Below are 19,789 nucleotides of genomic sequence, written 5' to 3'. Positions count from 1 at the left end.
CCTTCTGAAACTCTTCAGAAGGTTGTTTAAGTAAATGTTAGAAATTTGATTTCGATTGTCCGCCATCGACGTTGATTGTCGCACCAACAATCCATGAAGCTTTTTCAGAGGCAAGGAAAACAACGGCATTCGCCACTTCGTCAGTTGTCCCAAATCTTCCTCCTGGTATTTCTTTATCTACAAATTCAGCTATTTTCTCAGGATTATCATCAAGTCGTTTCTGCCAGTTCCCTGATGGGTGCAGAATGGCTCCTGGAGCAACCCCATTCACGCGGACACCGTCTTTAATTAGCTCATCACCCATAGCTTTAGTAAAACTAATCATAGCCGATTTTGAATTATTATAAGTTGGTTTCCCACCAGATTCACGACCGAAGATAGAAGAAATATTGATGATTGCGCCACTTCCCTGTTGCTTCATGATTTCGGCAGAAAGCTGACTAAGGTGTACCGCTGAGTAGTAATTAAGCTCCATTGCTTTATGGAATTGAGATATATCCGTCTCCATAATTGTCGAACCACTGCTTCCCCCAGCGTTGTTTACTAAGATATCAAGTGAACCAAATTGCATGATGAAAGAATCAATGAGCTGGACGCGCTTCCGCTCATCCGTCACATCCGCTTCAAAAATGGCTAAGTCCTGACCAATTTCATTCCTAGCCAATTCGAGATCATCACGATTTCTACCGCAAATCCCCACTTTCGCACCTTCTTCATAGAATACCTTCGCAATCGACTTTCCAATTCCCTTAGAGCCTCCTGTAATAAGAACGCGCTTGTTTTCAAGATTCAAATTCACTCTGCTTCATCTCCTTCTAAAATCAAATTGACAATTTTTTGGTGAGCGACAGGAAAGGCATAATCTCGCAACTCATTCTTACTAACCATTTTCGCCTTTTCATGATCGATATGGCCAATAAATGATCCTTTATAAACTGTTAATTGCCATTTTAAATGGCTAAAAATATGATTAAACGAGGATAATTCCTTCTCAATCTTAGAGTTAATTTCATAAGTATCTTGTAAATGGTGTTTGAGCTGATTTTCTTTCAAGCCACCTTCTGTTAATTCAACGTTTGGAAATTCCCACAAGCTTGCCAGAAGTCCTTTCTCCGGACGCTGTCGAATAAGAAATTTGCCTTCATTATTCTCAAGAGCTATAACTGCAATCGGTACGGGTCTGGGGGCTTTTTTCTTTGATTTGATTGGCAGCTCTTCCTGCGACCCTTCAGCAAAGGCTCTACAATGCTCTTGTACAGGGCAAAGAAGACACGAAGGGGATCTTGGTGTACATACAATCGCACCAAGCTCCATCATCCCCTGATTGAATGAGGATGGATCCTCATCGGAAATAATTCGTCCAGTTACTTCTTCAAAAGTCTTTCTTGCTGATGGTTTAGCAATATCCTCCCAAATCCCAATAATTCGCGAAAGAACACGCATCACGTTTCCATCGACAGCTGGCTGTGGTATGTCATAAGCAATGCTTAAAATTGCCCCAGCAGTGTAGGGGCCTACTCCCTTAAGTTCAGATATTTGCTTGGGATTATTCGGCACTATACCGTTATAAGTCTCTGCTACTTCTCGAACAGCACTTTGAAGATTTCTCGCCCTTGAGTAATAACCAAGCCCTTCCCAGGCTTTTAATACATCTGCCTCTTCAGCATTTGCAAGTGCCTCCACAGTAGGAAAAAGGCTCATAAACCGCTCAAAATATGGGATTACAGTGTCTACTCTCGTTTGCTGTAGCATAATTTCAGATACCCATACACGATAAGGATCCTGATTCTCACGCCAAGGTAGTGTACGCTGCTCTTTTTTAAACCAGGCAATAAGGTCCTGTTGGAACTGCTTTTCATCGAAATAATGTAAAAGGTCTGTCACTTTCTCTGTCATGGATCAACTCTCCGATATGATATATTAAATGGTGTTAAAAGATTTATTTAAATTTACTAAGAAACTTCCTCAACCTTCGTCTATCACATATAATAACGCATCATACCTTTTCATTCACCTTTTAACTTTTCACATTCGTTCAAATTGGGTATAACTAAATAAAGAATGCAAAATAGACATAAATTCTTTTTGGTCTATTTACGATCGTTAGCTAAACGATCGATACGTTTCATAAGGAGGATTCTTAGCCTATGGATACTGGGACACATGTGGTCATGGGACTGGGGATTGGAGCTCTTGCAACGTTAGATCCAGCTATTGCACAGGACCCCATTACCGCTCAAAGCGTTCTAATTGGAGCGCTAATAGGATCGCAGGCCCCGGACTTTGATACTGTGCTTAAACTTAAAAATAACGCTGTCTATATCCGACACCATCGTGGAATTACTCATTCCATTCCTGCAGTTCTTCTCTGGCCAATCATTATTAGCAGCGGAATAATGGTGTTTTTTCCTGAAACAAATTGGCTCCACCTTTGGTTATGGACATTTCTTGCTGTCTTCATTCATGTGTTTGTCGATATTTTTAACGCATATGGAACGCAAGCCATTAGGCCATTTTCTAACAGATGGGTAGCCCTTGGCGTCATTAATATTTTTGATCCATTTATTTTTCTCAGTCATATTGGTGGATTAATTCTCTGGTATTTGGGAGTCAATCCTGGGTACACTTTCCTCACGATCTACGGCATACTTATTCTCTATTACGTTTGGAGAATAATTGAACAGAAGAAAGTGATTCATGCTGTGAGAAAGCGAATTCCAGATGCAGTCGAAGTGATCGTCTCACCAACAATTCGTTGGAGCAGGTGGCATATCGCAGTTAAATCTGAGACACAGTTTTATGTAGCTCGCGCTGAAGGAACTACGATCCATATTCAAGACGTATTTGATCGCGTTCCTGTTCCTAAAACACCAGTACTGGAATCTGCGAAGGAAGATCCTAACTTAAGTGCATTTCTTTCATTCTCACCAGTTTATAGATGGGAGATTGAAGAAAAAGAAGTTGGATATGAAGTTCGCTTTATTGATCTTCGCTATCGAAATAAAGGCCATTATCCATTTGTCGCCGTGGTACAAATGGAAGATCAGCTCGAAATAACGAGTTCCTATACTGGATGGGTTTACAGCGAAGATACGTTACGAAAGAAATTAGATCCCGCTCTTGATTAGTCGTTAACTTTATTTTATGACACAGAAAACCGGCTGGGCACATAATGTGCCCAGCCGGTTTTTGTTTAATGTTTTATGCTTCTGTCATCTCCAAAATACCCTTTATATTTTGGATTATTCATCATGAAATCATGTAAAACAGGACCATAGTAGTCAATCCATTGCTTTACAATTTTTTCAGTTACATCCTGACCTTTATACTCTCTGCCTGCCTTGGCTCTTGACGATTCAAAATCCTCCCAAAGCAACTCCACCATTGTTCTCGCTTGACCATAAGAGAGGTGATCATTTTTCTCAAGAAGGTTATGAGTAAGCCTTTGAAATAAATCTTCCATGAGGCATTCTCCTTTCGTGGTGTAATTCAAATTCTGTCTAATAAATAACTTTGTTTGGCACATAACATTCCGACCGAATTCGCATACTAATGGTGTGCCTGATTCACAACACGATATTGGAAAGGGGCGCACGCTGATGAGAAATAAAAAAACCGGATTTCCAGATGCTAAATTTTCTGGTGAACCCCGCGCAAAAGAAGAATTCGCATCAAAACGTGCTGACGGGTCGATTAACACTCATCCACAAGAGCGGATGAATGCTTCAAATCGGACAGGCCACCGTCAGGGATAATTCTCTTATACAGGAGGTAGCATCTATGGGAAAAAATAACCGAGATAGACTCCATCCGAAATATGAGGATCCATTCCAATCTCCGCGTGCAAATCCAAAACACGCTCATAATCAGGTGAATGGAGAAACGCAGCAAACTTATAACGATATCGTACTACAGGTACAAACACGTAAACGATCGTAAAAATGATGAAATAAGAGAGCAGCGTTACTGCTGCTCTTTTTGAATTAACATCGAAATAGGGAATGCTTCAATCTCATCGCTACCGTCACGGTTTCCCCATGCAAACGTCCCATTCATATAATCGATAATAAACGTAGAACCTGGATCACCATCAATTTCATATTTATGGCCCGGTATAAAGTCATCCGGGTTTAATAAATACGATTTAGCAAGTGCAATCCTTCGTTCATGAACGGCGAATTCATTGACCATGCCCATTTGCTCCGCTCTACGTGCTTTTTCGCTTAAGAGGGCAATTTCATTTCTTAGTTCCTGCTCACTCATATCACTGAAACGCTTTTCCATCCTTGACCTCCATCATCATCAATTCTTCCCCAAGTATAGTTCATTTTCTACTTCCTGACAAAAATATGCTACGCTTACAGAAAGGAGTGATTTTATATGAAAACCATTTTAATTACGGGTGCCGGTTCTGGCCTCGGAGCTGAGCTTGCAAAACAGTGGGCAACTAAAGGACACCATGTCGTACTTGTTGGTCGAACCAAACAAAAACTTGAATCCATTGACCAGGAAATCAAAAATAATAAAGGTGTCTGTTCCATTTATGAATGCGATATAACTGATCCTGAAGAACTTAAAAAACTGAAACAAGCAATGGATCGGGATAATCTACAAATTCACATGCTTGTAAACAATGCTGGTACAGGAACGTTCGGGGCTTTAGAAGACATTACTATTTCTGATATACATAAGGTTATTGATACAAATGTGAAAGGCACCATTTTTGCAACACAAACGTTCCTCCCTACATTAAAAAGCATGGAAGGTCGCATCATGAATATTATTTCTACCGCTGGTTTAAAAGGGAAAAATCACGAAACCGTCTACGTCGCTTCTAAATATGCGATAAGAGGTTTTACTGAGAGCTTATGGAAAGAACTAGAGGGCACGGGTGTCAGTGCAACTGCTGTTTATATGGGAGGGATGAATACTCCATTTTGGGCGAATTCCGATCATATTAATGATGTATCAAGACTTAAATCCCCATTTGAGAAAGCCCTCCAAATCATCGAGGAAGATGAAGGACAAAATGAGATATTTATTGATCGTTAAGTTCTTCTAGATATTTATTAATAAGCGGAAAAGGAAACCCTTTACGATATAAAAATTGCTTCATTTTATGATCGAATTCACGACGCTCGAGTTTGCTATAGCGTCGTTCCGCTTTTTGGGCCTGAAGCACGAGCGCTTCCCATTCCTCGTCTTCTCCTTTTTCTAGATCGATTTGCTGCATCACTTCTTGAATGATGTCACGATCGAAGCCTTTGGCTCTTAGTTCCTGATTTACTTTCTGCCTTTGTTCCGTTGCTGAGGAAGTCTTTAGCTTTGATGCTTTTTTCTCAGCTAACTTAATTGCAATCTCAAGCTGTTGCTCATATGAGTATTCTTCAAGTGCTTTATCGGTCATCTTTTTATTAACTCCTTTTTGGTTGAGCTCTTGCGCGATGACAAATGGACCTTTTGCGCCTCCATTTACTTTTGTCCTTACAAAAGCAATAGCGAATTCAAGATCATTCACGTATCCATAGCGATGAAGCTTTTTGAAAATAGCTTCGAATGCCTCTTCAGGTATTTCCTTTTTAGTAAGGTATTCTTTCACCTCTTTTTCAGAGCGCATCCGGTAAGATAAATAATTTAACGCGTAATTCATGCCTTTTTTCACCTGGTCTTCAAAATGAATTCCTTCAAGCATCTCGTCGCTTAATTCGACGCCTTTTCGAAGACCAAAGCTGATCAGAACATCCTGGTCAACACCGAAACCAAATTCTTCACCTGAACCTTTATCTATAAATATCGAAAATCGTTCGTTATTGTTTTTTTGCGTTGTTATACGCGTAACCTTGACCAATGCACTCACCTCCACTCACATTGTAGCACTTTCTGAATAAACGAATGAAGTTAAAGCATTTGATTAGAGGAATATGAATATGGGTAAAGAACTAGTAGAAGTATATCGCGTACGCTTAGGAGGAAGATGATATGAACATTGCGATTACCGGAGGAACTGGTTTTGTTGGAAGTGAACTAACAGACTCTTTTGTTAATGACGGGCATTCGGTATTTATTCTAACACGGAACCCTGCAAACAAACCTATAAAAAAAGGGGTTACTTATGTAAAGTGGCTTCAGGATGATGCTGAGCCAGAGAAGGACCTCCCAAAGATTCACGCCATCGTGAACCTTGCAGGCGAATCAATTAATAGCGGCCGGTGGACAGAAGAGCGTAAACAGCGTATTCTAGACAGCCGCATTTCGTCAACGAGAGAGATCATTTCCATCATTCAAAAACTTGATCATAAACCACGCGTTCTTGTAAACGCTTCTGCTATTGGATTTTATGGTTCATCAGTTGATAAATCATTTACCGAAAATGATACAGAACCTGGTTCTGACTTCCTGGCAGATGTTACACGCAAATGGGAAGATGAAGCAATGAAAGCACAGAATCATGGAGTTCGTACCGTTCTTGCGCGATTTGGTGTTGTCCTTGGCGAAGAAGGAGCCCTTCCTTTAATGACCTTGCCATATAAATTATTTATGGGTGGTAAACTTGGTGATGGACGACAATGGTATTCCTGGGTACATATTATGGATGTAGTTGGGATGATCCGATTTGCTGTTGATCACGATTCTGTCCAGGGACCATTAAACGTAACCGCGCCTGAACCAAAGAGAATGAATGATTTTGGTAAAACAGTTGGAGAAGTATTAAATCGACCTCACTGGATGCCTGTTCCTGAAGCACCTGTTCAAGCAGCTCTAGGAGAAAAAAGTGGGATTGTATTAAAAGGACAGTGCGTTCTTCCACAGAAAGCTAAAGAATTAGGCTATCCTTTCCGCTACATTAAATTAAAAGACGCATTAGAGAACCTGCTGGTCTAAACCAGCAGGTTTTTTTCAAACCCTCTCTTCATTTGAATAGTTAATGAAAAAGTAGTATTTCAATTAATAATCCTTCGGCATGTGCACCTTCGATTAGGTAGTATCGATGATGGATAATGGCTATAATGAATTAACTAGCTATTTTCGACGATGCATAGTTATAAAACTAAAGGATGATAGGTGAATAATGTGACGATATTATTTAAGCAAGCTCGAGTTTATCCAGTTTCATCACCATTACTCCCATGTGCTGATGTTCTTGTAAAGGACGGCCTTATTCATGAAGTCTCCCCCTCTATATCTGAAGAAGCTGATATGACCGTAATTGACGGCAAAGGTTATCATCTTTTACCCGGTTTCATTGATGCACATACACATGTTGGCCTTTATGACGAGGGCACTGGCTGGGCCGGTAATGATGCAAATGAAACCGTAGAAGCTCTAACTCCCCATGTAAGAGCACTTGACGGTGTAAATCCACTCGATGTTGGTTTTAAAGATGCGATTGCATTTGGCGTAACTTCTGTCCAAGTTATGCCTGGAAGTGCGAATATTATTGGCGGTATAACAACTGTTCTGAAAACGCATGGAAAGAACGTAGAGAAAATGATTGTCAGAGAAACCGCCGGTCTAAAAATTGCATTAGGTGAAAACCCAAAACGGGTTCATAGTCACTCTAATAATGATTCCATTACCCGCATGGGAATTATGGGCCTTCTTCGAGAAGCATTCTATGATGCTGGGAGATCTAATCAGATCGAGCATCCACGAATTTCACCCATTATTGCAGCACTAAATCGTGAAATTCCTGTTAGAATTCACGCTCACCGTGCAGACGATATATTAACGGCTGTTCGATTTGCCAGGGAGTTTAATCTTGATCTCAGAATTGAGCATTGTACAGAAGGGCATCTTATTGCAGATGAACTTAGTGGACAAAACCTTAAAGTAACTGTAGGCCCTTCTATGACGAGACGTTCGAAAATAGAATTAAAGAATAAAACTTGGGCGACTTATGGTATTCTGAATAGCCACGGGATTGAGGTGTCAATCACAACAGATCATCCATACGTTCCTATTCAGTACTTAAACATTTGTGCAGCGCTTGCTGTTAGAGAAGGGTTAAGCGAAGAAAAAGCGATTGAAGGAATTACACTAAATCCCGCTAGAAGCCTTGGAGTAGAACACCGAATTGGAAGTATAGAAGTTGGAAAAGATGCCGATTTAGTGCTCTGGTCTAATCATCCATTCCAGTACGATGCCCGTCCAATATTGACGATGATTAACGGGGAAATTATTCGTTAAAATCGCTTAAATTTCTTGTCACATAGACACTTACAATAACTTTACATTTAGAAGTGAAAAATACGCAAAAAACCAGTATCTTTTTTTAAATAAATCGAGTATGATACTTTTGTAATTACAATAAAATGAACTAACAACTTCATATCTGAATATGGGAAGGCAATTGGTGCGCCACCAGCAGTGACTGGTCCTAGTGGGTTCGATTCCCACCCCGAATAATAATTCAACATACTATTATTCGAGGGTGGGGATAAGTCTGCCCTCGACAGGAGGGAAACTCATGATTAAACATCGTGACCTGTCGGAATGTCATATGCTATTTGACTTGATGGTTGACCCAGCTGTCTTCCCATTCGTACGTCATAAAGCAAGCTCTTACGAAGAATATCTATTCTTAACAAAACAACTTATTGAAGCTGAGGAGCAGGGAGAATTAATTTCTAGGACCATTCTTGATGAATGGGGTGCACCTATTGGTACAATTAATTTGTTTGATATTGAACATCAAACTGGCTTTCTTGGAACGTGGATTGGTACCCCTTACCATGGCAAAGGTTATAATCAAATCGCGAAAGAAGCTTTCTTCAATGAAATGTTTTTTGATAAGCAAATTCATACAATTTTCATGAGAATTAACAAGGATAACATTCGCTCTCAAAAAGCTGCAGAAAAAATCCCTTATGTCGAGAAAGCTAATGAGAAATGGCCTGAAGTTTATAAGCAAATTAATAATGGAGAGAAATCATATCATTTATATGAAATTGAACGCGATAACTATCATCTTCATGTCATGCGTGAAGGTACAGAAGCAGTTGAAGTTCAATTAGAAGCATAAGTTCCTGTTAAAGGAACTTTTTTTATTGTTATTATTGCCTTATTTCTATTGGTTTTTTTCTATAGAGTGCCATAATCCACAGTCTTACTATCGGCGACCGGTCATTGCTTTTATCCACATGTGCATAGAACTTTATGTGATGGCAATGCTAGTAGCATCTTAAGGAAAAGAGGGATTATTGTGGATAAACGTAAAGGCAGAGAAAATAAGGAAGCAAAAATGACGCTAACGAAGACCCAAGATGTTCTTTTTGGAAGAGAATTCAAACGTGCTGACCGAGCTGGGCATAAATAAAGACGAATAATTAAACAAAAACAAGCCATTCTAATGAGTGGAGAGATCTTCTCCAAACACATTTACAGGAGCTGATTAAGATGGCAAAACGTCCAAATTTTTCAGAAGGTAAACAAAAGCGTCAAGCTAAAAATCCAATTCCATCAGCACAAAACCAGGATGTAGAATTCGCAAATGAATTCGACACCGCTGATGCGAAAGCAGCAGAAAGATCTAAGGCCGCAAACCAGCGCGCGAAGAAAAACAAATAACCAAAAAGGGGACCGTATCGGTCCCTTTTTGATTTCAGAAAAAAATAGCGATTCAGAAGTTAACAAGAAAGTTATGCACAAGCTGTTAACAATGTGCATAACGTGTTATCTTTCCCTTTTTAAAGCACATTTACTATAAACAACTCTTTTTGTTGATAACCTCGTATTAACTTGTGGATATTGTTGATAAACTTGTTAGTAACGCTATAAATACCTATTTATATTGTGCATAAGTCTGTGGAAAGTGTTAATGACTGTATTTAGCTTCCAGTCGGAAGTGATTAACTACTTCCACTATCCATAAATAAGCTTGTAACTATTTCTTATTCCCTGTGTTTCTTTTAAAAACAGACACTACTTCAATATGAGAGGTTTGTGGAAACATATCGACTGGCTGTAAATGCCGAAGCTCATATCCCTTTTTCATTAAATAGGAAGAATCTTTTGCAAGCGTTGAAGGATTACAAGATACATAAACAATTCGATCTGGCTTTGCTTTTACCATCGTAGCTAATAACGTCTCATCACAGCCGGTTCTCGGTGGATCTACCACAATCACGTTTGGTTTGAACCCTTCTTTTATCCACTTAGGAACGACCTCTTCTGCTTTACCTACATCGTAAGTCATCTTCTCCTGAAAACCGTGACTTTTAGCATTCTTTCTTGCATCATCAATCGATTCTTTAATGACATCCATCCCTCTGACTTCTCGCGCATTATCGGCAAGCCATAATCCAATCGTACCTACTCCACAATAAGCATCTATAATGTTTTCTTTACCAGTAAGCGCAGCAGCTTTTTTCACTTCATCATAGAGGTGAACAGTTTGCGTGGGATTTAGCTGGAAAAAGGCACGAGCAGATAATTCGAAATTTAAATCTCCTAATGATTCCTCTATTACTTCTTCCCCATCTAATACGAAGGTTTTATCACCGAATATTAGAGATGTTTTCTGCCCATTTACATTTTGAATAACCGACTTCACTTCAGGAAGCCTTTTCCTCACTTCTTTAATAAGTAATTCTTTCCGCGGAATGTTCTCTTCTGAAGTGACAAGCACTAATTGAATTTGTCCCGTTTCAAATCCAACTCTCGTTACGATTGTACGAACTAGCCCCTTCCTCTTCTTTTCATGATATATCGAAATATTTAAATCCTCGAGTATCTTCACAACTTGACGAGTGACTCTATTTGTTTCCGGGTGTTGTACTAAACAGTTTGTCAGTTCAACAAGCTCGTGTGACCCTGCTCCGTATAATCCTGCAATGACTTTTCCCTTTTGCTTTCTTACCTGAAGCTGACTTTTATTTCGATAGTTCCAGGGATCTTTCATTCCAATTACAGGCTTTATCGTTATATCCTTTTCACCCAATTTTGCATGTCGTTCAAACGACTGAATCACAATATCCCGTTTTTCACGAAGTTGTGCCTTATAGCTTAAATGTTGGAGCTGACATCCTCCACACTCTTCATATACCGGACATGGTGGAGTGGTTCTGTCATTCGATTTTTTTCGAAGCCTTTTTATTTTTGCTTCAGCACGATTTGAAAAAACCTTTGTGACTTCAGCTGTAATTTCTTCTCCTGGTAGTGCTCCCGGAACAAATACCACTGTCCTTTTAAAAAAACCGACGCCTTCTCCATTTATCCCCAATCGTTTAATAGTTAAAGGAATTGTTTGACCGTTCGTAAGCCCTGTCCCTTTCACATTTTTGTTATCCAAAAATATCTCTCCTTCTACTTAACCGCTTAAGCTTTCCCATAAATACATGGACACATAGCTTGAATACGGAGACCATTTCTCTTTATACTTAGCGACTTCTTCTTTCGTAGGCTTTGTTGGTAATTGAAACCATTTCATAATGGCATTTTGGATCCCAACATCACCTGCAGGTAATATATCTTTCCGTCTTAGTCCAAAAAGCAGTACACATTCAACTGTCCATGGACCAACACCTCTTATAGGAAGCAGTTCATCATATACTTCCTTAGTTGTTAATTTGTAAAGATTCTCTAAATCAAGCGCTCCTGATACAATCTTTTCAGCAATCCCAATCACATATTCAGCTTTTCTTTTGCTAAATTGTAAATCGCGTAATTCGTGAACAGTTAAACGACTAACCACCTCTGGTTTAGGATAGAACCACACGCCGTCCATTTCAGTTCCATAGCTTGTCACAAAACGATAGGTCAACGTATACGCAAACTTCATATTAAGCTGCTGATGAATAATATTCTTCAGTAGTGCACAATAAGCGTCAGGCTCACAAATAATTGGCATACCGAGGTAATTATTCATTAATGATCGAATATTTGTTTCTTTTAATACTGATGAGATCCCTTCAATGTCCATATGAAAGTCAAACATTTGACTAATCTGAGTAATCGCTTGTTCCTTATTACTTACATCATATCCGTATATCTCAAAGCAAGGGTATTTACGATTTCCAGTTGATTGAACTGTATATACGGCTTTTTCATTATTAATAATAAGAGGAATCTTAAATTGTTGCCTGTGACCATCGATATACTGAAGCGGATCCATGCTCATTCTTTGGAAAAGTCGATCTACGTCATATGGCGCTTTAGGATATAATTTCTCAACCCACATCATAACGCCTCCCTTTCTTAGGTCGTCTATATTATCGCAAATCCAAAACAGGATTACTAGTTACAGAATAGTAAGTCGTCCTTTCTTCTTTCTTCTTAAATCACGCAAAAGACTGCCATTTCTGGCAGCCTAGAATATTTATTAAGGAATAAGCGGTTCAGGAATTGTTTCAGTTAGGACAAGGTCATCCAAACTTTTAAAGGTATACCCGTCTTTCTTTAAATCCTTAATAACTTTCTGAAGAGCTTCAGCGTTATCTTTTGAGACTGTATGAAGAAGCAGTATCGCTCCCGGGTGAACTTGTTTCATAATCGAATCATAAGCATACTGACTCCCCTTTTGCTTATCCGTTTCCCAATCTTTATAGGCAAGTGACCAGAAGATGTTACGATACCCCTCTTCGTAAGAAATAGCGAGTGACCTTTCGCTAAAAACCCCACGAGGTGGTCGAACATACTGCATCGTTTCATCTCCAGTTAATCGGGTGTACTCCTCCTTCACTTTTTTTAATTCAAGTCTTATCTTTTCATCAGAAATGGCCGTCATATCAGGGTGACTCCAGGAATGATTCCCAACGATATGTCCCTCTTTTACCATTCTCTTAACGAGATCTGGCTGGTCCTTTAAGTAATGACCGGTAACGAAAAAAGTGGCAGGTACATCTTCTTTCTTTAGAACATCCAAAATATCGTCAGTAAACCCATTCTCATACCCATTATCAAATGTCATATACAATTCCTTCTGATCCGTTCGACCAATGAAGTAGCTGTCGTAGGGCTTTAGTAATTCCTGAAATTCAGGCTCTGTTGTGGCAGGTGCATGATTTTTACTTCGTTTAAAATACCAATCATGAGACGTGTTATCTATCGCATAGGTTCCCGTCACTGTTCCAATAAATATAACGATCGTCATTACGAGTATCCTCATTTAATCCCTCCTTTGTCTGTCCCCTTATTTAGTGTGTGAAGTTTGCACTGTTTTCTATCCTAATTCCATCTCTTTGGCTAAGGAAATTACTTCCTCGAACCGAATACCTTGTTATCCTCATAAGAAAACCAGCATTTCTGCTGGTTATTGTCGCGTATTAAATTCAAAACTAAGGTAGTCTTGAACCGGGATCCATGCACCAATTCCTTGCTGAGTCACGTTACGAACCTCAAGTTTCATTTTGCTTCCTTTTAAAACAAGATAAACTTCTCCATATGTTACTGTCCCTTTTTCATTTACAGCAGGAACATAGCTCGTTAAAGTACCATAGTTCTTAGCTCCCACATTATACACATTACCTTTTTTAGTATCTTTCCCAATCATTGTTTGAAAAGATAAAGAGAGCTTCGTTTTTTCAGAGGCCTTCATCATCATCATCTTCTTCACGTCTTCACTATCAGGAATTGAGGCCGTTAATCCACCATTCACCTTCTTCTCTTCCTCTTGGCGATACGTCATCTGAATTGGACCACTTCCACCTCGATTATCTACCCGATTTATATTTGCCTGCTTGTATTGCCAGTTAATATTTGTTTCTGCAGAATCATAATTCAACGCCCACTTACCTAGATAAATACTCGCACGATAACCGATCGCTAGCTTAGACGGTGAAATCGAAGAATCATTTAAAATCTGAATCAATTCAGGATTAGCAATGGGGACATCTGCAGATCCTGTTAACTCCTTCGTCAACTCACTCGGCTGCAAGGTAGGTAAATCCTGTGCGGGATTTGGATAAGTGTTTTCTTTCGAAATATTAACCGTAGAATCAGGAACTTTTAGCGATTGATCTTTCCCCGCTTTCTGCCCTTCTGCGGCTAGTGTGTTTAGAGGTAGAATAACAGCTAGAATAACGAGCATTAACAAGATTTTCTTCATACAAACTTCTCCTTTGTTAGCATTCATTTAAACGAATGGCTTCAAACTCTTATCAGTATTTTTTTCTAGAACCATCCGTTTTATCCAACAAATTTAGATATTAAAAGCGGAAACGAACGTATAGAGCCGACAAGCGCTAGACATTTCCCACAAAAAAAATGAACGCTTAAGCGTTCATTTTCTCAAAAGTAGGATAGAAAAATTGGACAAGAGGTCCGATGCCAAATGTAATGGCAATCGTGCCCACACCAATCGGCCCTCCTAAAAGCAATGCAGCAAGTAGCGCAATAAGTTCACCAGCCGTTTTCGAAGTTCGAATGCTTAAACCAGTTCTATGATGAATCGCAAGCATTAAACCATCGATTGGGATCACCGCAAATTTGGCTTGAAGGTATATCGCAATACCAAGGCCGATGAATATCATTCCTATTATAAAAACCGCATAAGCAAAGAATACGTCCGTAATCGTCCAATTTGAAAATAACGTAATTAACCAAAAATCAATAAACAAACCTGTTACGATAATCGTGATAAGAGCAAAGAAATCTGGCCAGGCTTTCATCAGAAGCGCATTGACTATAATCAAGATGACTCCAACGAGGATTACCCAGGTCCCAACCGTAAAACCGATCTTCTCAGATAATCCTACGTTAAGCGCATCCCAAGCTCCTGCTCCGATATCAGATTTAATTGTTAATGTTATTCCAGCAGTTAATACGAAAAGCCCTATTACATAAAATAAGAATCGTTTTATTTTCACTGACTGCATCCTCTCTTTAACTATATCCTTTTCATTGTAACGTACGATGTAGTTAAAAGACGACATTTTCTAAGCTATTCCTTTTAAGCCTTACTTTGAGTTGAACTTTCGTATTGACTTGAATCTTCTTCCCTTTGCTGATCGAATAATTCTATATCACGCCATTTTCCATAACGGTAATATCCAATAGCAAATACGCTCGAGATAATAAAGCTTACTCCTATACCGTACGCAATCCCTTCTGCTCCTAACCATTTTGAAAAAGCGTAAGTGAGCGGAACGCGAAGGATCCAGAATGAAATAATATTAAGTATAAGCACCTGAACCATAGCACCGGCAGCTTTAACCACTCCATTTAAAACAAAATTAATACCAAGAAACGGATAGAAAAAGGCAACGGTTTTTAAGTAGTTCTCACCGAAAGCAATTGTCTTAGGATCATCAATAAAGAGACGGATCATTGATTCAGCTGATAAAAAGATAATAGCACTAATTGTAAAAGAAACGGCAAGGATTAAAATAATCCCATTCTTAGATATCGCTGAAACCCTTTGCCACTTTCCAGAGCCAATGTTCTGTCCAGCCATGCTATTTACAGCGGCTCCAAGAGTAAACGCCGGTAACATGATAATGCGATCAAGTCTTTGCGCCGCACCAAAACCTGCAACAACTTGTGTACCAAAACTTGCAACAATCCCCATAATCGCCGTCACTCCCGCTGAAACAGTCATCATTTGTAAACCAGCAGGAATTCCAAGCTTTGAAATTCGTTTAAGCTCTTTCATGTCTGGAAGATGGGGAACAGTAAACGGGATTTTAGACTTCCAGATAGAATAAACCACACCATATAGAAATGCTGACCCTTGAGAAATAATCGTTGCATATGCAGCACCTTCAATTCCCCAGTTGAAATAAGCAATAAACAACGGATCCAGTGCAGTATTTAAAATTACAGCAAAAAGGACAAATCGAATCGGAGTTTTACTATCCCCTAGAGCTCGTAATACTGTGCCGATAAAGTTATAACCAAATAAAAAGAGAATGCCTAAAAAGTTAATTCGCAAGTATACTTTCGTACTTTCAAATATCTCATCCGGCGTTCCAAGGAATTTAAGAATAGGGTCAGTAAAGAGGAAGCCAATAATTCCAAACGCAACCGATAAGATCGTTAAAGCGACAACAAATGCATTTAGCGACTCGACTAATCCCTTTTTATCAGATGCTCCTTTCCGCTGAGACAGTACTGTTAACGTTGCACTATTCACTCCGATGATGAAGGAGAGAACAGTAAAAATGACGGGAGCTGCAATTGAAATAGCGCCAAGTGCATTTGAACCGAGTAAGTTACCAACCCAAATGCTATCTATAAATTGATAAGACGTTTGCAGTAAATTAGTTAAAAAAATAGGCAATGAAAAATAAACCATTTGCTTCGTAATGTTACCTTGAGTAAAATCATAGCTCTTGTTCATCTGATTACCTTCTTATGTTCAAATTAGAATCTACATATGGCTATACCCCTAGTATCTGAATGAAAAACGAATGAATGCGCTAAAAGCTCCCGTAGTAAATAATGGCATATTATCGCGTTTTAGAATTCGAGATTAGAGGAAGATTAAGATTAGAGTTAAATTCGAAAGGAGAATTTGTAATGGCAATGTCTCAATCAGAAATTAAAAACAAGGTACTAAGCATCTTTGATTCTCACTATGTAGGAACACTTAGCACAGTGAAGGAAAATAAGCCTCATTCAAGATTTATGACGTTCTTCCACGATGGACTTACACTAATGACTCCAACTAGTAAGGAAACTCATAAAGTAGAAGACATCGAGCAAAATAATAACGTGCACGTTTTGCTTGGATACGACGGCGAAGGTTGGCATGACCGTTACGTAGAAGTACAAGGTCACGTCACGATAGATGACTCAAAAGAAACGAAAGAAAAACTATGGGGTGACCAGCTGAAAAAATGGTTCGATTCACCAGAAGATCCAAACTATGTCGTTCTCAAAATCACTCCGGACACAATTCGTTTAATGAATGAGGGTGAAAACACACCAGAATCACTTGAGTTATAAAATAACCTCCCATTAGAGGAGTTTTACTACGCATAGATAGGTAAAATAAAAAAACGAAAAAAAGGGCCACTGCGGTGACCCTTTTTTTCGTTTCTTTATTTTGATACAATCTCGAAAGTTTCCTTCAATTTAATGCTTCCCAAAACAGACTGTGCCATTGAACAATGCTTTTTCGTTAATTCAAGCGCTCTTTCTACTTTCTGCTCGTTCAGCTCTCCAACTAGTGTGAAATGAAGATGAATTTCTTCAACACGATTTGCTTCCTTTTCATTACGAGTGACATCCGCTTTTATTTGAATATCTTCATAGTCCATTCGCTTTTTATCAAGAATTTGGCGTAACACACCACCACTACAAACTGCTATTGATGAAACAAGTAGTTGATATGGACGAAAACCAAACTGCTCGTTCCCTGAAATATGAAGCGTTCCATATTCAAAATCAGCTGTAAAACCAGTTTCTTCTTTCTTCATGTTAAATTCCAACATGACCACTCCTTTACTAGACGTTGTCCTTATTTTAGATCAGCTTTTAAAAAAATGCGAACGGTGGCTCTTTTCACCCCATTCCATTATAATAAGCACTGATAAGAATTTCCTTTTTTGGCTAATTGGAGTGTGAACAAATTGTTTGAATCAAACCGTTACCGATTTCTGATTCTTATTTCAATCGTTTTTATTTCTGGGTATTCTCAAGGGATGCTGCTTCCTTTATTATCTATTCTTCTAGAGGAGGCAGGCGTATCGTCTAGCATGAATGGACTTAATGCTTCGGCTCTTTACATAGGGATCCTTTTTGCCTCACCCTTTATTGAGAAACCCGTTCGAAAATATGGTTATAAACCAGCTATAGCCGTTGGACTTCTGCTTGTTATTGTTTCAATCACGCTAATACCTATATGGCAGGCTTTTTGGTTTTGGTTCATTTTAAGGATCATTGTCGGAATAGGAGATAACCTTCTTCATTTCGCAACACAACTTTGGATTACAACAACGACCCCAAAAGAAAAAAGGGGAAGAAACATAGCCATTTATGGATCTGCATTTGGACTTGGTTTCGCTGCCGGTCCCCTCTCGACTATTCTAGTTGAGTATTCTATGTACCTTCCATTTTTACTGGCATCAGGCATTGCTATGGTGACATGGTTGATGCTGACAAAAATCAAAAATGAGTTCCCTGATCCATTGACGCACGGTTCTGAACGAGTTCTATCTAAATATGCGCACGTTCTGAAAGTTGGCTGGGTAGCCCTCTTACCTTCTTTCGGATACGGATTTCTTGAAGCATCTCTTCACGGTAATTTCCCTGTGTATGCACTTCGGAACGGAATTGATATAAAATCGGTTTCGATTTTACTTCCAGCCTTTGTGATCGGAAGTCTTGTGTTTCAAATGCCTCTTGGCGTTATCAGTGATAAATTTGGTCGGAAAAATATCTTACTCGTTAGTATTTTTATTGGCTGGGTTAGTTTTTCGAGTGCGATCTTCACCACATCAGTACCAATACTTTTTATCTTATTTTTCCTTGCAGGCATGATGGTTGGATCTTTATTTTCACTGAGTATTACCTACTTGGCCGATTTGCTACCAAATAGTCTTCTCCCAACCGGGAACATTCTAGCTGGCATATTTTTTGGCATTGGTAGTATACTCGGGCCCTATCTTGGTGGAGTTTTCATTGATTGGTTTACAGAAGGAAGCATTTTCTATGCGATTAGCGGGATGCTACTCTTCTTATTTACAGCAACAGCCGTTCATAAGAAACCCGAACCACATGCTCAGTATTCTACATCGTGAGTAAAGAAACCTTTTTATAGCCATCTTAATAATATAATACATGAACCCTTTTCATTGACTTATGATTTATATGTACTATAATAAGAATTGTGATTATCTGATAATGATTATAATTAATTCCGAACAAAGGAGTCGATACAGAATGAAACTACGCGAAGAAATGCCTGAACTAGAAGGCGCAAAAGAATGGTTTAACGGAGAAGTTAAGAAGAGTGACCTCGTAGGTAATAAACCACTTACTCTTATTCACTTCTGGTCCATTAGCTGTGGTCTATGTAAAGAAGCTATGCCAATGGTTAACGAATTCCGTGATGAATATAGTGAAGATATGAATGTTATTGCTGTTCATATGCCACGCTCTGAAAAAGACCTTGACCTTGAAGAAATTAAACAAGTAGCTGATCAACACGATATTAGCCAACCAATCTTCGTTGATAGTGATCACAAATTGACAGACGCATTCGAAAATCAATATGTACCTGCCTATTACGTGTTTGATTCAGAAGGTAAACTTCGTCATTTCCAAGCAGGCGGAGAAGGTCGTAAAATGCTTACAAAACGTATTACTAAACTTCTTGATAAAGCGAAGAAAGAAGACTAAATAACGAAATGATAAAGAGGCAGCGCAAGCTGCCTCTTTTATTTTGTCTTTTTCATTTTCCTATATAATGAAAGCACTATGCGATAGGCACCGTAGCCTACGATAGCTCCAAGAGCATTTAAGAGAATATCATCAATATCAAATATACGGTGAGCGACAAAGTACTGCAATAATTCAATAACAGTACTCGTTGAAAAACCGATCAGGCCAATAATCAGCACAGACTTTCCTTTTTTATAAACTAGCGGTGTTAAAAATCCTAGCGGCATAAACAACATAATATTTCCAATAATATTTTTTAAGATGAGCCAGTAGCTTCCGCTTTCCCACATTAACTTTATACTATCGAACAAAACAAGGTTAACTGATTTACCATATGGATAATAATTATAAATAAACAATGTCGCATAGAAAAGCGCAAGTAAGTAGATACCTAAAGCGAAGGACCCACCCCTCTTCACCCATTTCTGCGTTGACACACCTTCATTCTGAGTCTGCATATCCTACG

Annotated in this window: 25 protein-coding genes; 12 read left to right on the top strand and 13 right to left on the bottom strand. The window is 38.9% G+C overall.

Translation table 11 applies throughout. From position 1 onward, the window contains the following. Positions 1–37: 37 nt before the first annotated feature. Both AC0VYV_RS02550 and mutY read right to left on the bottom strand, forming a co-directional pair. Positions 38–799, bottom strand: coding sequence for an SDR family NAD(P)-dependent oxidoreductase (locus AC0VYV_RS02550; RefSeq protein WP_475374416.1), 762 nt, complete (start codon positions 797–799; stop codon positions 38–40). Further along, the gene (mutY, locus tag AC0VYV_RS02545; RefSeq protein WP_475374415.1) at positions 796–1,896 is read right to left on the bottom strand and encodes an A/G-specific adenine glycosylase; all 1,101 of its coding nucleotides are present in this window, start codon (positions 1,894–1,896) and stop codon (positions 796–798) included. Before mutY ends, AC0VYV_RS02550 begins: the two co-directional genes overlap by 4 nt. 251 nt (positions 1,897–2,147) lie before the next feature. Between mutY and AC0VYV_RS02540 the strand changes: the two genes are divergently transcribed. Beyond that, positions 2,148–3,128: a metal-dependent hydrolase gene (locus tag AC0VYV_RS02540; protein WP_475366462.1), complete on the top strand. Its 981-nt coding sequence runs from the start codon at positions 2,148–2,150 to the stop codon at positions 3,126–3,128. A 65-nt stretch (positions 3,129–3,193) separates the two neighbouring features. On the opposite strand, the gene AC0VYV_RS02535 is transcribed toward AC0VYV_RS02540, so the two are convergent. Continuing rightward, on the bottom strand, positions 3,194–3,463 hold the full coding sequence (locus tag AC0VYV_RS02535; RefSeq protein WP_159781055.1) for a YfhJ family protein: 270 nt from the start codon (positions 3,461–3,463) through the stop codon (positions 3,194–3,196). Positions 3,464–3,599: 136 nt separating this feature from the next. On the opposite strand from AC0VYV_RS02535, the gene sspK reads away from it, so the two are divergent. Together sspK and AC0VYV_RS02525 are read left to right on the top strand one after the other, a co-directional pair. Beyond that, complete coding sequence (gene sspK, locus AC0VYV_RS02530; protein WP_371018515.1) at positions 3,600–3,755, top strand: small, acid-soluble spore protein K; 156 nt, start codon at positions 3,600–3,602, stop codon at positions 3,753–3,755. A 25-nt stretch (positions 3,756–3,780) separates the two neighbouring features. Beyond that, entirely contained in the window at positions 3,781–3,939 is a 159-nt protein-coding gene (locus AC0VYV_RS02525) for a YpzG family protein (protein WP_194220098.1), read from the top strand. A 24-nt stretch (positions 3,940–3,963) separates the two neighbouring features. Here the strand turns inward: AC0VYV_RS02525 and AC0VYV_RS02520 are convergent, their stop codons facing one another. Further along, positions 3,964–4,284, bottom strand: a complete 321-nt coding sequence (locus AC0VYV_RS02520; RefSeq protein ID WP_283153076.1) for a YfhH family protein — start codon at positions 4,282–4,284, stop codon at positions 3,964–3,966. Between the two features lie 96 nt (positions 4,285–4,380). Between AC0VYV_RS02520 and AC0VYV_RS02515 the strand changes: the two genes are divergently transcribed. Further along, complete coding sequence (locus AC0VYV_RS02515; protein ID WP_475366460.1) at positions 4,381–5,052, top strand: SDR family NAD(P)-dependent oxidoreductase; 672 nt, start codon at positions 4,381–4,383, stop codon at positions 5,050–5,052. Here the strand turns inward: AC0VYV_RS02515 and recX are convergent. After that, positions 5,039–5,848, bottom strand: coding sequence for a recombination regulator RecX (gene recX / locus AC0VYV_RS02510; RefSeq protein WP_475366459.1), 810 nt, complete (start codon positions 5,846–5,848; stop codon positions 5,039–5,041). The genes AC0VYV_RS02515 and recX overlap by 14 nt on opposite strands. 131 nt (positions 5,849–5,979) lie before the next feature. Here recX and AC0VYV_RS02505 point away from each other — a divergent pair, with 131 nt between their 5' ends. From AC0VYV_RS02505 to AC0VYV_RS02485, 5 genes are all read left to right on the top strand, one after another. Then, complete coding sequence (locus tag AC0VYV_RS02505; protein ID WP_475373240.1) at positions 5,980–6,882, top strand: TIGR01777 family oxidoreductase; 903 nt, start codon at positions 5,980–5,982, stop codon at positions 6,880–6,882. A gap of 189 nt (positions 6,883–7,071) precedes the next feature. Beyond that, positions 7,072–8,187 (top strand): amidohydrolase, encoded by a 1,116-nt coding sequence (locus tag AC0VYV_RS02500; protein ID WP_475373239.1) that lies wholly within the window; start codon positions 7,072–7,074, stop codon positions 8,185–8,187. Positions 8,188–8,467: 280 nt separating this feature from the next. Further along, positions 8,468–9,022, top strand: a complete 555-nt coding sequence (locus AC0VYV_RS02495; protein ID WP_430241522.1) for a GNAT family N-acetyltransferase — start codon at positions 8,468–8,470, stop codon at positions 9,020–9,022. 180 nt (positions 9,023–9,202) lie between these two features. Beyond that, entirely contained in the window at positions 9,203–9,316 is a 114-nt protein-coding gene (locus AC0VYV_RS02490; RefSeq protein WP_194220105.1) for a YfhE family protein, read from the top strand. An 80-nt stretch (positions 9,317–9,396) separates the two neighbouring features. Further along, complete coding sequence (locus tag AC0VYV_RS02485) at positions 9,397–9,567, top strand: YfhD family protein (protein WP_430241524.1); 171 nt, start codon at positions 9,397–9,399, stop codon at positions 9,565–9,567. 316 nt (positions 9,568–9,883) lie between these two features. Here the strand turns inward: AC0VYV_RS02485 and rlmD are convergent, their stop codons facing one another. From rlmD to AC0VYV_RS02455, 6 genes are all read right to left on the bottom strand, one after another. Continuing rightward, positions 9,884–11,290 (bottom strand): 23S rRNA (uracil(1939)-C(5))-methyltransferase RlmD, encoded by a 1,407-nt coding sequence (gene rlmD, locus AC0VYV_RS02480; protein ID WP_475373238.1) that lies wholly within the window; start codon positions 11,288–11,290, stop codon positions 9,884–9,886. Positions 11,291–11,308: 18 nt separating this feature from the next. Continuing rightward, positions 11,309–12,178 carry a DNA-3-methyladenine glycosylase family protein gene (locus AC0VYV_RS02475; protein WP_430241528.1) on the bottom strand — a complete coding sequence of 290 codons (870 nt, stop codon included), beginning with the start codon at positions 12,176–12,178 and terminating at the stop codon, positions 11,309–11,311. A gap of 141 nt (positions 12,179–12,319) precedes the next feature. Continuing rightward, positions 12,320–13,105: a delta-lactam-biosynthetic de-N-acetylase gene (gene pdaA / locus AC0VYV_RS02470; RefSeq protein ID WP_475368359.1), complete on the bottom strand. Its 786-nt coding sequence runs from the start codon at positions 13,103–13,105 to the stop codon at positions 12,320–12,322. A gap of 144 nt (positions 13,106–13,249) precedes the next feature. Next, a complete protein-coding gene (locus tag AC0VYV_RS02465; RefSeq protein ID WP_194220109.1) occupies positions 13,250–14,044 on the bottom strand; it encodes a YfkD famly protein in 795 nt (264 codons plus the stop codon). Positions 14,045–14,210: 166 nt separating this feature from the next. After that, on the bottom strand, positions 14,211–14,813 hold the full coding sequence (locus AC0VYV_RS02460) for a YczE/YyaS/YitT family protein (protein ID WP_430241626.1): 603 nt from the start codon (positions 14,811–14,813) through the stop codon (positions 14,211–14,213). Between the two features lie 74 nt (positions 14,814–14,887). After that, positions 14,888–16,276 (bottom strand): MATE family efflux transporter, encoded by a 1,389-nt coding sequence (locus tag AC0VYV_RS02455; protein ID WP_475373237.1) that lies wholly within the window; start codon positions 16,274–16,276, stop codon positions 14,888–14,890. 185 nt (positions 16,277–16,461) lie between these two features. On the opposite strand from AC0VYV_RS02455, the gene AC0VYV_RS02450 reads away from it, so the two are divergent. Further along, positions 16,462–16,884, top strand: a complete 423-nt coding sequence (locus AC0VYV_RS02450) for a pyridoxamine 5'-phosphate oxidase family protein (protein ID WP_475373773.1) — start codon at positions 16,462–16,464, stop codon at positions 16,882–16,884. A gap of 95 nt (positions 16,885–16,979) precedes the next feature. On the opposite strand, the gene AC0VYV_RS02445 is transcribed toward AC0VYV_RS02450, so the two are convergent. Further along, entirely contained in the window at positions 16,980–17,369 is a 390-nt protein-coding gene (locus AC0VYV_RS02445; protein ID WP_475373236.1) for an OsmC family protein, read from the bottom strand. Between the two features lie 141 nt (positions 17,370–17,510). Between AC0VYV_RS02445 and AC0VYV_RS02440 the strand changes: the two genes are divergently transcribed. Continuing rightward, positions 17,511–18,680, top strand: a complete 1,170-nt coding sequence (locus AC0VYV_RS02440; RefSeq protein ID WP_475373235.1) for an MFS transporter — start codon at positions 17,511–17,513, stop codon at positions 18,678–18,680. Positions 18,681–18,822: 142 nt separating this feature from the next. After that, positions 18,823–19,281, top strand: coding sequence for a TlpA disulfide reductase family protein (locus AC0VYV_RS02435; RefSeq protein WP_194220113.1), 459 nt, complete (start codon positions 18,823–18,825; stop codon positions 19,279–19,281). Between the two features lie 38 nt (positions 19,282–19,319). Here AC0VYV_RS02435 and AC0VYV_RS02430 read toward each other — a convergent pair whose 3' ends face one another. Then, positions 19,320–19,781, bottom strand: coding sequence for a VanZ family protein (locus AC0VYV_RS02430; protein ID WP_194220114.1), 462 nt, complete (start codon positions 19,779–19,781; stop codon positions 19,320–19,322). Positions 19,782–19,789 lie beyond the last annotated feature (8 nt).

It is taken from the genome of Anaerobacillus sp. QJM3NY_17 (assembly GCF_056173665.1).
The sequence above is the reverse complement of the archived record's forward strand: the minus strand, read 5'-3'. Positions and strand labels throughout refer to the sequence as shown.